This is a genomic window from Aquimixticola soesokkakensis, assembly GCF_900172375.1.
GTDB lineage: Bacteria > Pseudomonadota > Alphaproteobacteria > Rhodobacterales > Rhodobacteraceae > Aquimixticola > Aquimixticola soesokkakensis.
On the sequence record NZ_FWFS01000007.1, the window covers coordinates 77,706 to 92,024 of the forward strand.

The window sequence follows — 14,319 nt, forward strand, 5'->3', positions numbered from 1 at the left end:
ACCCGAGGTTACCCCTATGACCTGTAAGGTATTTGACCCCGCCGCGTCAAAGGGTGACCGTTCACCAAAATTTGGCGTCCCGCACAACCTCACAGCTGCGCGGCGCAGCCCAGCACAGGAGCCCCCCCATGAGCCGTTTGATTTCCGTCGCCCATCTGACCGCGCTGGACCTTGCGCCTGTGCCGTTCATCGAGGCCGCCGCGCGTGCCGGTTTCGGCGGGGTGGGCCTGCGGTTGCTGCAGGTGACCGACACGAGCGCGGCCTATCCCGTGCCGCTGGGCAGCGTCGCCCTGCGCGAAACCCAAGCGGCGTTGCGCGACACCGGATTGGTGGTGCCCGATATCGAATTCGTGAAAATTACGCCGGATTTCGACGTGCAGGCCTTGCGCCCGATTCTGGACAGCGGCGCGGCCCTTGGTGCCCGACACCTTATTGCGGCACCCTATGACGAGGATTTGTCGCGACTCGCGCAGAATTTGGGGGCGCTCAGCGCGCTGTCTAAGACCTTCGGGATCGTCACCGTGTTGGAATTCTTCCCCTGGACGGTGGTGCCCGACCTTGCAAGCGCGTGGCGTGTGGTGCAGGCGGCAGGTCCGGACACGGGTGTGTTGGTCGATAGTTTGCATTTCGACCGCTCCGGATCGACGCTCGCCGACCTTGCGCAGATCCCGCCCGAGCGACTGCCTTTTGTGCATCTGTGCGATGCCCCTGTGCACCCGCCCTACAACACCCAGGAGTTGCTGCACACCGCGCGTGAGGATCGCCTTCCTGCGGGGCAGGGGGCGATTGATCTGCCCACGCTTCTGGCTGGGATGCGCGCCGATATCCCGGTTGGCGTCGAGGTGCCGATGGGATCGTTTTACGCAAAAAACGGCCCGCAAGCCGTGCTGGACCTCGTATATTCTGCAACGCAGCGTCTTTTGAGCGGCGTTTAACACGCTGATTTCTAGCATAAAATGCCCGATCCCCAGCGTGGAGAACCGTGCTGGCGCGAATATCACAAAATTGTAATCAAAATGAGATGTGAACGCGGCACGGGCGCGCCATATCCAAAGACAGACAGCAATACGCGCATGAGGCGGAGCAATGACGACTTTTTCGGGCCCCCGATCCAAGACTGATATGACCTTTCGGACATCAGACAGTTTCTTGCGCTCCCCAGCCGGGTTCCCGACCGTCCCCCCCACCGCGCCAACGCCCGCTGGTGCTGCAAGGCTGCCGGATGCGGTGCGCGGGGCGCGGATTTCTCCCGAAGCGACGCATCACCGCAGCCTGTTTTTGTCCGACCTCCATCTGGGCGCAAAATCGGCCCGCCCCGATCTGATTCTGGCATTCTTGCGCCAGAATACCGCCGATACGGTCTATCTGGTCGGGGATATCGTCGATAACTGGCACCCGCTGGCGCAAAACTGGACGCAGGAGCATCACGATGTGCTGCATCATCTGCTTGCGTTGCCTGCCCAGGGGGCGCGGGTGATTTATGTGCCAGGCAATCATGATGCGTTTTTCCGCCAATACGCTGGACGGATGTACGAGGGCATCGAAGTGCGTCTGGACGCGGTGCATCGCGCGGCTGACGGGGCGCAATATCTTGTGGTGCATGGCGATTGCTGCGACGTGTTTTCGCGCCGCGCCCCGATTTTGTCGCGCCTCGGGGCCATGATCGAAACCGGTGTGCGCAGCCTTGATGCCCTGCAAAAAGCGGTGACCCGGCGCTTGGACTGGCGGGACTGGGACGGGATCGAGCGTACGATTTCGGCCACCAACGCCATGATCCGAAAGCATGACCGTTTCGAGGAACGGTTGAGCGATCTGGCGCGCGCAGGCGGGTATGACGGGGTCATTTGTGGACATTTCCACCAAGCGAGCCTGCGCGATATCGAGGGCGTGACCTATGCCAATTGCGGCGACTGGGTCGGGTCGAATACGGCGATGGTCGAAGGCGCGGACGGCCGGTTGCGCCTGATCGGTAGCCCGCAAGCTCCGCATCCGTCGCGGCGGTTTGACGTTGCTGCCGAGGAGGGCGAGCACGCGCTCGCAATCTGATGGGCTTGCTTTGGATCATTTTGGGCCTGTTCGCGCTGGCAGCCTTGCTGGTGCATGTGGTGACCTGCGCTGTCGTGGCGGTGCGGTTTCGAAAGCGCCCTGCGCCACCAGTGGCCGCGCCTTTGCCCCTGAGCATCCTGCGTCCGGTCTGTGGCGACGATCCCTTGATGGAGGAAACGCTTGAAACCAGCTTTGCCGGTCTGCGCGCCCCGAGCGAGGTGATCTTTTGCCTTGCCAGCGCCAGCGATCCCGCGCTGCCAACGGTGCGGCGGGTTGTGGCGCGCCACGCCGATGTGGCGCGGGTGCTGATCGGCGAGACCCAGATCAGCGGCAACCCCAAACTGAACAATCTTCACAAAGGCTGGCATGCGGCAACGCAGGACCATGTGGTGATGATCGACAGCAATGTCTTGTTACCACAGGACTATTTGCAAATTCTAAGCGCGACCTGGCAGGCGGGCGGCGCGCAGGTCGGCCTTGTGACCTCCCCGCCGGTCGCTATCCGTGCGCCCGATTTCGGCGCAAGGCTTGAGGCGGCCTGTCTCAATACCTATCAGGATCGCTGGCAGTTGGCCGCCGACAGCTTTGGCATGGGATACGCGCAGGGCAAGGTGTTGATGTGGCGCAAAGATTTCCTTGATGCGCGTGGCGGTCTTGCGGCCTTGTCGCATAATCTTGCAGAAGATGTCGCCTCCACCAAAGTGGTGCGCAGCGCGGGGTTGCGGGTGCGCGTCCTGGCGCAGCCTTTTGCCCAGCCCCTGGGGCCGCGCAGCTTTGCGGCGGTCTGGCAGCGGCAAGTGCGCTGGGCCAAAGTGCGCCGCGACGGGTTTGCGGCGCTCTATGGGGCGGAACTTCTGTCCATGGCGCTTGTGCCGTTTCTCGCGCTCCTGGCGCTTGTCCTCGGGGGGCAGGCCCCGCTCGTTCTGGCGGTTTTGTTCATCCTTGTGTGGTACGGCAGCGAATGGGCGCTGGCGGCCGTGGCCGGATGGCCCTGTGGTCCCAAAGACCGCGTGGCCTGGGTGGCGCGCGACCTGTTGTTGCCCGCGATCTGGGGCGCCGGCTACGCGGGACGCAGTTTTGAATGGCGCGGCAACGCCATGGGCGCAGGCCCTCAGCGCGCAAAGGACCTCTCATGACCAGCGCGGACCTTTATAACCTTGTGCAGACCTACGGGCTGTCGTTGCTGTTTCCGCTTTCGGTGCTCGAGGGGCCGATCGTGACGGTTCTGGCAGGGTTTCTGGCCCGTCAGGAATTGCTGCCGCTTGGTTGGGCGTTTGGGGTGCTGGTCGCGGGCGATCTGACCGGAGATGCGCTTCACTATGCGCTGGGGCGGTCGGGCCTGCGGATTTTGCCCGAACGCTGGCAGCGTCGCTGTCATGCAACCCCCGACCAGATCGCGCCGATGGTCGCCCATTTCGCGCAGAAAGGCGGGCGGACGCTATTCGTGGCCAAGATTACCCATAGTTTGGGGTTTGCGGCCCTTGTCGCTGCGGGCGCGGCGCGGATGCCATTCGGATCGTTCCTCTTTTTCAACCTTCTCGGCACGCTCCCCAAAACGGCCGCTCTGTTGGCCTTGGGCTATGTGTTCGGGCGCACGGATCAGGGGCTTGCCCATCTGGTTTTCGTCGCCACGCTGGTCGGCTTTGCCATCTGCCTTGCCCTCTTGCTGCGCATGTTCCTCAAACACCGGTGTAAAACATGACCGTTTCTCAGCCTGTGCAGGTCTCCTGCATCGTTCCTGCCTATAACGAGGGGCCCCGTCTGCGGGCGGTGCTGGAGGCGTTGCTGGCGCAGCCGTTGATCGACGAGATCATCGTGGTCGATGACGGCTCAAGCGATGATACGGTGGCAGTGGCCCAAGCGATTGCGGGCGTAGTGGTTCACCGTATGGGGCAAAACGGCGGCAAGACCCGTGCCTTGGCGGCGGGCATTGCGCGCGCGCGCGGTGACAGCCTTTTGTTCATCGACGCGGATCTGAGCGGCTTGGCCGCCGATGATCTGGAGCGCTTGATTGCGCCGGTGCGCGCGGGGCGTGCGGATATGTCGATCAGCCTGCGCCGCAATGCGCCGCGCCCGTGGCACTGGATCGGACTGGACTATATTTCGGGTGAACGGATGATGCGCCGCGCCTTGCTGGAAGACGGGCTGGACGAACTTGCCGCTTTGCCGCGCTTTGGCTTTGAGGTCTGGCTGAACCGGCGCTGCGTTGCACATCGCGCGCGCATCGCTGTGGTGCGCTGGGATGCGGTCGACAGCCCGCTCAAATCCGCGAAATTCGGCGTTTGGGCGGGGGTAAAAGCCGATCTGCGGATGATGGGCGATTTGTTTTCCAGCGCCTCGCCGATCGAGTTGCTGCGCCAGATCGTCCAGATGCGCCGTCAGGTGATCTGAGGGATAAGCTCGGCTTCCAGCGGGATCAAACAGGCCTGCAGCGCGTGGTAAATGTCCGGCTTTCCGGCGAAAACGGTTTCCTTCGGCACGCCTGCCGCGTCCACTTCGTGAAACCACCCGCCGTTTTCATGGTCGATCAACGTGGTGTCTGCAAAGGCCCAAACCCGCTCGTAGGCCTCGAAAAACTGTGCTTTGCCCGTGACTTGTCCAAGGCGGTAGGCCGCGCCGATGGCCTCGGCGCAGGGCCACCAGAACCGCCAGTCGCGCGATACGCTGCCGTCCCAGTCCAACGTGTAGGCAAGCCCGCCTGTCGCCAGCCAAGCTTCGCGCATTGCGCGCTCGAACAGCGCTTGGGCGGCGGGGATGAGCCATTCGGGCGGCGTCGGATGGGCGCTGTGCAACTCGACCAGAAGGCGGGCCCATTCGATCGCATGGCCGGGGGTGGTGCCTGAGGGGCGAAACATCGCATCGCCGTCAAAACTGCGATCAACGGTCCAATCTGTGTGGAAATGTTCGGGCACGACCCAGTTTGCGGCGCGGGCCTGCCTGTCGATGAAGAACGTCGCGATGTGCAGGGCCCAGTCCAACACCGCCTGCTGCCCCCAGGTGGCATAGGCGGCAAGCAGCGCCTCGGTCAGATGCATATTCGCATTCATGCCGCGATAGGGGAGAGCGGCAGACCAATCGGCGGCGAAGGTATCGGCCACCAGTCCGGTGTCGTCGCGAAAATGATCCTCAAGAGCCGCCAGCGCATGGTCGCGCAGCACGGCGGCTTTGGGGTGGCCAAGCCTGCCTGCAGAACTCGCGGCCAGCAGGACAAAGGCATGGCCATAGGCCTGTTTTTGGGTGTCGAGGGGGCCGTTTGCGTCCAGCGACCAGATGAAGCCGCCGTTTTGCGCGTCAAAATGGCTCTCAAGCAGATAGGTCAGGCCGTGATCGACGACTTGCGAGGTCATCAAATGGCCGAGCGGCGCGGCAATGGCGTAGGAATGCACCATCCGGCAGGTTTCATGCAGCGCGCGCGGGCTGGCGGGCAGCGGGCGGCCTTGGCGGTCGAGCACGGCAAACCCGCCTTCGGGGGCAAGCGATCCGGCGTGAAAATCCAGCAAGCGCTGCGCCTCGGTCGCAAGCCATGCGCCGCGATAGCGGCTTTGGGAGAGGTCGGGTTGGGTCATGGCCTGAGACGATATCCTGAGGGAAAAGGGGGCGGTCAGTCGAAAGTGCCCGTCACACGCCCCAGCAACATGAAACCGCGCGCGGTGCGGGTATCGGCCAGCTCGGCGATCTCGCTATCGGAGGCGGTTTTTTCGAACTCGGCAAAGGTTTTGTCAAATTTGCGCAGGAAATGGTGCACCGCGTCGCGGAAAATCGCATCCTGGCGCATACGCCCTGCGGTGAGCGCCAGAGACGAGCGGTCGCGCACCCCCCCCAAGGGGGCGACGGCCTTGCCGCGCTCGCCCTGTGCAAATTTGCGCCACACGTCGGGTTTGGCACGGTCCGGTTTGAGGTCGTCCATGTAGATACCGTCCTGGCTGAGCAAGGTCAGAACGTCTTGCGCGGCCTGGATCAACTGGCTGACGGAGCGATCCGAAAGCGCACGGCGCAGGGCGCGAAACCCCTCTTTGTCCTCGGCCGTCTCGGGGAAGTTCAACGCTTTGACAAAATCGGCCACGGATAGCGGCGTCGACAGCGCCTCGGCGGGGGTGCCAAGGGCGAGACTGCCCTGATCCTCGGTCAAAACCGGCGCGGCGATGGCAAGTTTGTCATCCGCCATCGAGGTGGGGCGGATCGATGTGAACATCGCCAAGGTTGTCTCGGTCTTGCGCTGGGCCGCGGCGATTTCTTCGAGTTTTTTCTCGACCGAATGGTTCGCGCCGCCCTGTTTGGATTGCAGATAGCTTGTGCGCAGGGCGGAAATAGCCGCGTCCAACCGCGTTGCTTCCTCGCGCATGATGGTCGCCGCGCGCATCGACATCGCGCCGACCCAAATCATCCCGATGGGCATGAAAATGGCGATCAAGATCATCACAAAGCGGATAGACTCAAAGCCATCGCCCCCCTCGGCGGGGCTGGCGATCAGGAAATAGGCCACGGTGAACAGCAGCCACAGAAGCGACAGCACCGCCGCGATCAGCTCGGTCGAGGTGATGCGGGGCTGTTCTTCGGGGCGGCGGTAAACGCCCATGTCGACGGTTTCGCTTTTGGCTTCGGTCACTTCACGCGTCCCTGTGCTGCCCCAAATCGGGCGTTTGGCGTCAGATATACGCCACTTTCAGGATTTCATAGCCTTTCACGCCACCGGGGGTCGAAACCTCGATACTATCGCCTTCTTCCTTGCCGATCAGGGCGCGAGCGATGGGCGATTTGATGTTCAAAAGACCCTTTTCAATATTGGCCTCATATTGCCCGACGATTTGATAGGTCTTTTCCTCATCGGTGTCTTCATCGACGATGGTGACGGTCGCGGAAAACTTGATCGAGCCGGAAAGGGTTTTGGGATCAATGACTTCTGTGAGGGACAAAACCCCCTCAAGTTCCTTGATCCGCCCCTCGATAAAGCTCTGCTTTTCACGCGCGGAATGGTATTCGGCGTTTTCGGACAAATCGCCATGCTCGCGGGCCTCGGCAATGGCGCGGATGATTTCCGGCCGGTCCTTGGACTTGAGCTGTTTCAGCTCGCTGCTCAGCGCGGTGTGGCCCGCGCGTGTCATCAGGATCTTTTCCATAGCACTCAGTTCACGCTGTTTGCGCATCTCTTTGGACGCGTTGGATACACAGATACCCCGCAGGGTCCCGCGCGGGGGCCCAGCAAGGCGCTTTCGTCGCACCACCTGACCCAAATCGGGAGGGGATTGCAAGAGATTCAGCGCGCAAGGTCCGTGGCGGCACAGCCCAGCGAGCGGGGATTGGAGCAAATGCAGTGGCAAGCTGCGCGAAATTGCCCCAAACCCTGTGAAACGGCTTGTGACGGAAGGAAATTTTACGGCTTAAATTGACCGTTACCCTCCAATGCAGCTATGCACGAGGCAAGAGCGATAAGCTACAGGAATCATTTTATGTCCCAAATTGAACGCGAAACGATGGAATATGACGTTGTGATCGTCGGCGCAGGCCCCGCCGGTCTGTCCGCCGCGATCCGTCTCAAGCAATTGGATGCCGATTTAAGCGTTGTTGTGTTGGAAAAAGGCTCTGAAGTGGGGGCGCATATCCTGTCGGGCGCGGTTCTGGACCCTGTCGGGCTGGATGCGCTGATCCCTGACTGGAAAGCCAAGGGCGCGCCGGTGTCGACCAAGGTCGCCAAGGACAACTTTTATATTCTGGGGGAGGCGGGGCAGTTGCGGGTGCCCAATTTCCCCATGCCGCCGCTGATGAACAACCACGGCAACTACATCGTCTCGATGGGCAATGTCTGTCGCTGGCTGGCCGAGCAGGCCGAGGAACTGGGGGTTGAGGTCTTCCCCGGCATGTCCTGTTCCGAGCTGGTCTGGGGCGATGCCGGCGAAGTCAAAGGCGTTGTGGCCGGTGAATTCGGCAAGAACTCCGATGGCAGCATCGGGGATGCCTATGAGCCGGGCATGGAACTTCACGGCAAATATGTTTTGCTGGGCGAGGGCGTGCGCGGGTCCCTGTCCAAAGAGGTGATCGCGAGATTCGATCTGTCTGCGGGGCGCGAGCCGCAGAAATTCGGCCTCGGGATGAAGGAAATCTGGGAAATCGACCCCGAGAAACACAAGCTCGGAACCGTGACCCATACGATGGGCTGGCCTCTGGGGGGCAACGCAGGCGGCGGGTCCTTTATTTATCACGCCGAAAACAATCAGGTTTTCATCGGGTTTGTGGTTCATCTGAACTACAAGAACCCGCATCTCTATCCCTACATGGAATTCCAGCGCCTCAAGCATCACCCGATGATTGCCGAGTTGCTCAAAGGTGGCAAACGCATCGCGTATGGCGCGCGTGCCATCACCGAGGGCGGGTATCAATCCATGCCCAAGGCCGCTTTCCCCGGCGGCGCGCTTTTGGGCTGTTCGGTGGGCATGGTCAACGTGCCGCGCATCAAGGGCAACCATAACGCGATGCTGTCGGGCAAAGCGGCCGCCGAGGCTGCCTTTGCTGCCCTGCAAGCGGGGCGTTCGGGAGACATTCTGGAGGACTATGAGGCGCAACTGCACAGCGGTCCAATCGCCAAAGACCTCAAGAAAGTGCGCAACGTCAAACCGCTTTGGTCGAAATACGGCCTTTGGGCCTCTTTGGCTTTGGGCGGTCTGGACATGTGGACCAATTCCCTCTTTGGCCTGTCGGTGTTTGGCACCGTCAAACATGGCAAGACCGATGCGCAATCGACGGGCAAAGCCGAAGACTACGCGCCGATTGCCTATCCCAAACCGGATGGCACGCTCAGTTTCGATCGCCTGACCAACGTGTCTTTTGCCGCGACCAACCATGAGGAAAGCCAGCCGTGCCATCTGCATCTGGCCGATCCGGATGTGCCGGTTAAGGTGAATTTGCCGCAATTTGCCGGACCGTCGCAGCGCTATTGCCCCGCAGGCGTCTATGAATTTCTGGGCGAGGGCGCGCAGAGCAAGTTCCAGATCAATTTCCAGAACTGTGTGCATTGCAAAACCTGCGATATCAAAGACCCCAGCCAGAACATCAACTGGACGGTGCCCCAGGGCGGTGACGGGCCCAACTACGGCAATATGTAAGGCCGCGCCCGCGATTTGCGCAGGTTGGCGCGCGCGCGCTCACCATCCTGCGAGGCGGGGGCGCCAAATCGCCTCGTGCATTGCGCCTGCGCGGGTGTATGGCTAGGCTTGGGCGAAATATCTGCCTGAAACCGATTACAAAAAGGGGCTTGCATGCCTGCCCGACCCACCGCCCGACCCGATTTCGTCCACAGTTTGCCTGTGCCGGTCCGCTTTGCACAGGCAGGGCGGCAGGCGCGATTGTGGATGTCGGGCGCTGTCTGCGCCGCTGTTCTGACGCTTGCTTGCGTGCCGCAGGGCGCCAGCGCACAAGACATCGGTGCCGATGCGGGGGCCTATCTGGCGATCCGTGCCGCGCAGCGCGACAACAATTTTTCTGCCGTTTCGGATTACGCTTTGCGGGCGTTGATTTCCGATCCCGAGAACGTCGATTTGCTGGAAGCCGCGACCACGGCGGCGCTGATTGCGGGAAACTGGGATGATGCGGTGCAATTGGCGACCCGCCTTGGCGCGCTGCTTCCCGACAATCAGGCGGCCAATATGGTTTTGCTCGCGCAGGAGTTTCGCGAACAGAACTACGACGCGCTGACCGGCGACCTCACGACAGGCGTTGGCGTCAGCCCGCTGGTCAACGGTTTGCTTGGCGCTTGGGCCGAACTTGGCAAGGGCGACATGAGTGCGGCGCTCGACGGTTTTGATGCCGTGTCTGACGGACCCGGACTTGGGGCATTCGGCTTGTATCACAAAGCCTTGGCGCTGGCGCAGGTTGGCGATTTCGAAAGCGCGGCGGATATTCTCGAAAGCCCCGAACTTCCGCCCACCCGTCACGGGGCCATCGCGCTTGCGCAGGTGCTGAGCCAGCTTGAGCGCAACGAGGACGCCATCGCCATGCTCGACACGGTGTTCGGGCGTGATCTGCCCCCCGGCCTGCTGACGCTGCGCACGCGGCTGGAGGCAGGCGAGCTGATCCCCTTTGACAGCGTCGCGACGCCTGTGCAGGGGGCGAGCGAAGTGTTTTTCTCTGTCGCCAGCGCCTTGGAAGGCGAATTGGATGACGCCTATGCGCTGCTCTATGTCCGGCTTGCGCAATATCTTGACCCGACGATGATCGACGCACAGCTTTTGTCGGCGGATTTGTTGTCGCGTTTGGGCAATGCGCAGCTTGCGATTGATGCCTATGCGCTCATTCCCGTTGACGCCCCGACCTATCCGATGGCCGCCTTGGGGCAGGCCGATGCGCTGCGCGCGGCGGGCGATGATGCGGGGGCCTTGGAGGTGCTGCGTGCCCTTGTGGCCAGCCATCCCGCGCTGTCGATTGCCCAGGTCGAACTGGGCGATGCGCTGCGCCGCGAGGAGGATTACGCAGGGGCGGTCAGCGCCTATACGGACGCGCTTGCGACCTTTGAAACGGAAACCTCCAATGAGTGGTTCATCCATTTTGCGCGGGGCATCAGCTATGAGCGCCTTGATGACTGGCCCAAGGCCGAGGCCGATTTCCGCCGTGCGCTGGAATTGCAGCCGGGCCAGCCGCAGGTGCTCAATTACATGGGCTATTCCTTCCTCGAAATGAAAACCAACTACGACGAGGCGATGGAGATGATCCGCGGGGCGGTCGCGGCGCGCCCCGATGACGGCTATATCACCGACTCTCTGGCATGGGGGCTGTTTCGCCTTGGCCGATACGACGAAGCCCTGCCGCCAATGGAACGTGCGGCGCTTTTGATGCCTTCCGATCCGATCATCAACGATCACTTTGGCGATGTTCTCTGGGCGGTCGGGCGGACGCGGGAGGCGCGTTTCCAGTGGCGCCGCGCCATTTCCTTTGAGCCGGAGCCGGAGGAACTTGAGCGGATTCGCAAAAAGCTGGACGTCGGACTGGACCGCGTGCTCATCGACGAGGGCGAGGAGCCGACACGTCCGCTCAGTGACGGTTGAGCGCGCAATGCCGGACCTTGACGTGGCGCGCACGGCCGATGCGGTGCGCGTCTTTGCCCCCGCCAAAATCAATCTTAGCCTGCATGTGACCGGCCAGCGTGCCGATGGGTATCACCTGCTCGACAGCCTCGTGGTTTTTGTCGATGTTGGGGATCAAATCAGCGCGGCGCGCGCGGATATGTTTTCTCTGGCGCTGAGCGGTCCCATGGCGGCAGGCCTGAGGGACACAGCCGATAATCTGGTGCTGCGTGCCGCAAGATTGGGCGGTGTGCCGCTGGCGCTTGGCCTGGACAAACATCTGCCTGTGGCCTCGGGCATCGGCGGTGGATCGACAGACGCCGCCGCCGCGCTGAAAGCCGCTGGCCGATTGGGCGCGCCGCGCCCGTCAGCGCAGGAGGTGCTGGCGCTGGGGGCGGATGTGCCGGTCTGCCTTGCCGGCGTGTCAGCGCGGATGCAGGGCATTGGCGATGTGATCACAGCGCAGCCCTTGCCCCCGCTGCACATGGTTCTGGTGAACTCCGGCGTGCCGGTCGCAACGCCCGATGTCTTCAAAGGGTTGACCACAAAGAATAATCCACCAATGGAGGCCGGGCTCTCGCGCTGGCCTGACAGTCTTGCCTTCATCGACTGGTTGGCCTTGCAGCGCAACGATCTGGAAAAACCCGCCTGCAAAGTGGCACCGGAAATCGGCGCGACGCTTGTGGCGCTGTCCTTGTCGCCGGACGTGTTGATGGTGCGGATGTCGGGCTCGGGCGCGACCTGTTTCGGCCTTTACCCCAGCCGCCTTCACGCGGAAACGGCGGCCTATCAAATCGCGCGCATGAACCCGTGGTGGTGGGTGCAGGCCGCAAGCACCTTGCCAGGCTAGGCGCCGCGGCAATCCCTGCGGGCGTTATTTCAACCGCGCAACCACGTAATCGGCAATGTCGCACAGCATGTCGCGCAGGTCGCTCTCGGGAACGATCTCGAGCGCGGCCTTGGCCTTGTCGGACCACGCGATCGCGACTTTGCGGGTGTCCTCGAGGGCGCCGTGTTTGGTGAGTAAGGCGATGGCCTGTTCGAGGTCGCCGTCCTCCTGATTGCCTTTCTCGATCACTTTGGACCAAAAAGCGCGTTCCGTGGCGTCGGCTTTTGCCACGGCTTTGATCAGCGGCAGCGTAAGCTTGCGTTCGCGAAAATCGTCGCCGATGTTTTTGCCGATCTCGCCCGTGCCCCAGTAATCGAGCAGGTCATCGACAATCTGGAAGCTGATCCCCAAAGCATCGCCGTAATCGCGCAGCGCATCGACAACGGTCTCGTCAGCCCCCGCAATCACCGCGCCCACTTCGGTGGCGGCGGAAAACAGCGCGGCCGTCTTGCCGCGCACAACCTGCAAATAGATGTCCTCACCGGTGCGCAGGTCCTGCGCCGCCGTCAATTGCAAGACCTCCCCTTCGGAGATCGTCGCCGACGCGTTGGACAGGATCGACAGCACGCGCATCGAGCCGGTGTCGGTCATCAACTGAAAGGCGCGCGCCAAAAGGTAGTCGCCCACCAGCACCGAAGATTTGTTGTCCCACAACAGGTTCGCGGTGGGGCGTCCGCGCCGCTGCGCGCTTTCATCGACCACGTCGTCGTGCAACAGCGTGGCGGTATGGATGAATTCGACCGTCGCGGCGAGATGGATGTGATAGGGGCCCTCGTAGCCGCACACACCGGCTGCGGCCAAGGTCAGCATCGGGCGAAGACGTTTGCCGCCTGCTTCAACGAGATGGGCGGTCACTTCGGGAATACGCGGCGCGTGTTTGGAGGCCATCCGCTCGCGGATCAGCGCATTGACGGCGGCCATGTCATCCGACAGATGCGCTGCAAGACGTTCGTGCGGTTTGACCGAAGCGTTATCAAGCCCCATTGCCTTCTCCTTTTCGCGCCCTCGACACTGCGTCGCGAATGCTCTTAAGTCATGTCATATGAAACAGCTTTTACGCAGTACAAATCCGGCTGATCTGGCCTACGCGCGCGCCCTTCTTGAAGGCGAGGATATAGCCTGCTTCGAACTGGACGTCCATATGAGCGTCCTCGATGGCTCGCTGGGAATTTTGCCCCGCCGACTGATGGTGATCGACCGCGACCTGTTTCGTGCGCGGGCGCTTTTGCGTGAGGCGGGGTTCGAGCTGGAAGAATGAACCCTTTGACATGCGACGATTTTCTGGGCGGTAAAGTCCGGTTGTGGCAGCCTGCGCGCGGCTATCGCGCAGGCGTGGACCCTGTGCTTTTGGCCGCAAGCGTGCCCGCACGCGCAGGCGACAGCGTTCTGGAATTGGGGTGCGGGGCGGGGGCTGCGTCACTTTGTCTGGCCGCGCGCGTGTCGGGTTTGCGCGTAACGGGGGTGGAACTGCAGCCCGCCTATGCCGATCTGGCGCGCCGCAACGCGCGCGAGAACGGCGTGGATATGACCGTGATCGAGGCCGATCTGGGCGCGCTGCCCATGGCGGTGAAATCCCGACGGTTCGACCATGTGATCATGAACCCGCCCTATTTTGATCGCACTGCGTCGATTTCCTCGACACAAGCGGCGCGCGAAGCGGCGATGGGGGAGGCGACGCCGCTCAAAGACTGGCTTGCGGTGGCCGCGCGCCGTCTCGCACCGCGCGGGTATCTGTCGTTGATCCATCGCGCGGAGCGGTTGCCCGAAATTATGACCTGCATCACAGGCACGCTCGGCTCGATCCGGCTGCGCGCTATCGAACCGCGAGCAGGGCGTGCGGCAAGCCTTGTGTTGGTTCAGGCGCGCAAAGAGGGGCGCGCGGCCTTTGTGCTTGAGCCGCCGTTGCGGATGCATGCGGGCGCGCGACATATGAGTGATCGCGACGATTACACCCCCGAAGTGGTCGCAATTTTACGCGATGGCCAAAAGTTGCCGGAATGCTCTTAACTCTTTGGTAAGATTTCGCGTGGCACCCTGTGATTGTCACAAAAAATTCGCAGCGCTGCGTGACACGACTCAAAAAATATGCTGCACTTGTCATGCGGATGTTACAGTGTCCGCGACACAGCGAGAGGAGACGACATGAACTTGAGTTCTCACGTTTTGGAGTTGAAGAAGAAACACCAAACCCTCTCGGAGGCTGTCCGATCTGCCCAGCGCAGTCCGGCAACCGATGGCCTCCGGATCGCCGAGATGAAGAAACAGAAACTTCGTCTCAAAGAACAGATTAACCGGCTCGCAAACGCCTGATCTGAAACACAAACCCTGTAACGA

15 protein-coding genes are annotated in these 14,319 nt (G+C 62.0%); 11 read left to right on the top strand and 4 right to left on the bottom strand.

All coding sequences use genetic code 11. The features are described 5' to 3' along the window. Positions 1 to 128: 128 nt before the first annotated feature. From AQS8620_RS09945 to AQS8620_RS09965, 5 genes are all read left to right on the top strand, one after another. Positions 129 to 935, top strand: a complete 807-nt coding sequence (locus AQS8620_RS09945) for a sugar phosphate isomerase/epimerase family protein (RefSeq protein ID WP_085836716.1) — start codon at positions 129 to 131, stop codon at positions 933 to 935. Between the two features lie 214 nt (positions 936 to 1,149). After that, positions 1,150 to 2,046 carry a UDP-2,3-diacylglucosamine diphosphatase gene (locus AQS8620_RS09950; protein ID WP_159453229.1) on the top strand — a complete coding sequence of 299 codons (897 nt, stop codon included), beginning with the start codon at positions 1,150 to 1,152 and terminating at the stop codon, positions 2,044 to 2,046. Then, the gene (locus tag AQS8620_RS09955) at positions 2,046 to 3,182 is read left to right on the top strand and encodes a glycosyltransferase (protein WP_085836718.1); all 1,137 of its coding nucleotides are present in this window, start codon (positions 2,046 to 2,048) and stop codon (positions 3,180 to 3,182) included. Before AQS8620_RS09950 ends, AQS8620_RS09955 begins: the two co-directional genes overlap by 1 nt. Continuing rightward, on the top strand, positions 3,179 to 3,748 hold the full coding sequence (locus AQS8620_RS09960; RefSeq protein WP_159453230.1) for a DedA family protein: 570 nt from the start codon (positions 3,179 to 3,181) through the stop codon (positions 3,746 to 3,748). Before AQS8620_RS09955 ends, AQS8620_RS09960 begins: the two co-directional genes overlap by 4 nt. After that, positions 3,745 to 4,437, top strand: a complete 693-nt coding sequence (locus AQS8620_RS09965) for a glycosyltransferase family 2 protein (RefSeq protein WP_085836720.1) — start codon at positions 3,745 to 3,747, stop codon at positions 4,435 to 4,437. The genes AQS8620_RS09960 and AQS8620_RS09965 overlap by 4 nt, the downstream gene beginning before the upstream one ends. Here the strand turns inward: AQS8620_RS09965 and AQS8620_RS09970 are convergent. The 3 genes from AQS8620_RS09970 to greA form a co-directional block, all read right to left on the bottom strand. Further along, positions 4,425 to 5,612, bottom strand: a complete 1,188-nt coding sequence (locus AQS8620_RS09970; protein WP_085836721.1) for an AGE family epimerase/isomerase — start codon at positions 5,610 to 5,612, stop codon at positions 4,425 to 4,427. The two genes, AQS8620_RS09965 and AQS8620_RS09970, sit on opposite strands and share 13 nt — an antisense overlap. A gap of 35 nt (positions 5,613 to 5,647) precedes the next feature. Further along, positions 5,648 to 6,622, bottom strand: coding sequence for a hypothetical protein (locus AQS8620_RS09975; protein ID WP_143267501.1), 975 nt, complete (start codon positions 6,620 to 6,622; stop codon positions 5,648 to 5,650). Between the two features lie 70 nt (positions 6,623 to 6,692). Further along, positions 6,693 to 7,163: a transcription elongation factor GreA gene (gene greA, locus AQS8620_RS09980; protein ID WP_085836724.1), complete on the bottom strand. Its 471-nt coding sequence runs from the start codon at positions 7,161 to 7,163 to the stop codon at positions 6,693 to 6,695. Positions 7,164 to 7,493: 330 nt separating this feature from the next. Between greA and AQS8620_RS09985 the strand changes: the two genes are divergently transcribed. From AQS8620_RS09985 to AQS8620_RS09995, 3 genes are all read left to right on the top strand, one after another. Continuing rightward, positions 7,494 to 9,143, top strand: coding sequence for an electron transfer flavoprotein-ubiquinone oxidoreductase (locus AQS8620_RS09985; RefSeq protein ID WP_085836726.1), 1,650 nt, complete (start codon positions 7,494 to 7,496; stop codon positions 9,141 to 9,143). A 153-nt stretch (positions 9,144 to 9,296) separates the two neighbouring features. Then, positions 9,297 to 11,078, top strand: a complete 1,782-nt coding sequence (locus AQS8620_RS09990) for a tetratricopeptide repeat protein (RefSeq protein WP_234990446.1) — start codon at positions 9,297 to 9,299, stop codon at positions 11,076 to 11,078. Between the two features lie 7 nt (positions 11,079 to 11,085). Continuing rightward, complete coding sequence (locus tag AQS8620_RS09995) at positions 11,086 to 11,946, top strand: 4-(cytidine 5'-diphospho)-2-C-methyl-D-erythritol kinase (RefSeq protein ID WP_085836728.1); 861 nt, start codon at positions 11,086 to 11,088, stop codon at positions 11,944 to 11,946. 24 nt (positions 11,947 to 11,970) lie between these two features. Here the strand turns inward: AQS8620_RS09995 and AQS8620_RS10000 are convergent, their stop codons facing one another. After that, the gene (locus AQS8620_RS10000; RefSeq protein ID WP_085836729.1) at positions 11,971 to 12,969 is read right to left on the bottom strand and encodes a polyprenyl synthetase family protein; all 999 of its coding nucleotides are present in this window, start codon (positions 12,967 to 12,969) and stop codon (positions 11,971 to 11,973) included. Between the two features lie 58 nt (positions 12,970 to 13,027). On the opposite strand from AQS8620_RS10000, the gene AQS8620_RS10005 reads away from it, so the two are divergent. The 3 genes from AQS8620_RS10005 (at position 13,028) to AQS8620_RS10015 (ending at position 14,295) form a co-directional block, all read left to right on the top strand. After that, the gene (locus AQS8620_RS10005; protein ID WP_085836730.1) at positions 13,028 to 13,243 is read left to right on the top strand and encodes a putative signal transducing protein; all 216 of its coding nucleotides are present in this window, start codon (positions 13,028 to 13,030) and stop codon (positions 13,241 to 13,243) included. Then, complete coding sequence (locus tag AQS8620_RS10010; protein WP_085836731.1) at positions 13,240 to 13,992, top strand: tRNA1(Val) (adenine(37)-N6)-methyltransferase; 753 nt, start codon at positions 13,240 to 13,242, stop codon at positions 13,990 to 13,992. The genes AQS8620_RS10005 and AQS8620_RS10010 overlap by 4 nt, the downstream gene beginning before the upstream one ends. 135 nt (positions 13,993 to 14,127) lie before the next feature. Further along, entirely contained in the window at positions 14,128 to 14,295 is a 168-nt protein-coding gene (locus tag AQS8620_RS10015) for a YdcH family protein (RefSeq protein WP_085836893.1), read from the top strand. Positions 14,296 to 14,319 lie beyond the last annotated feature (24 nt).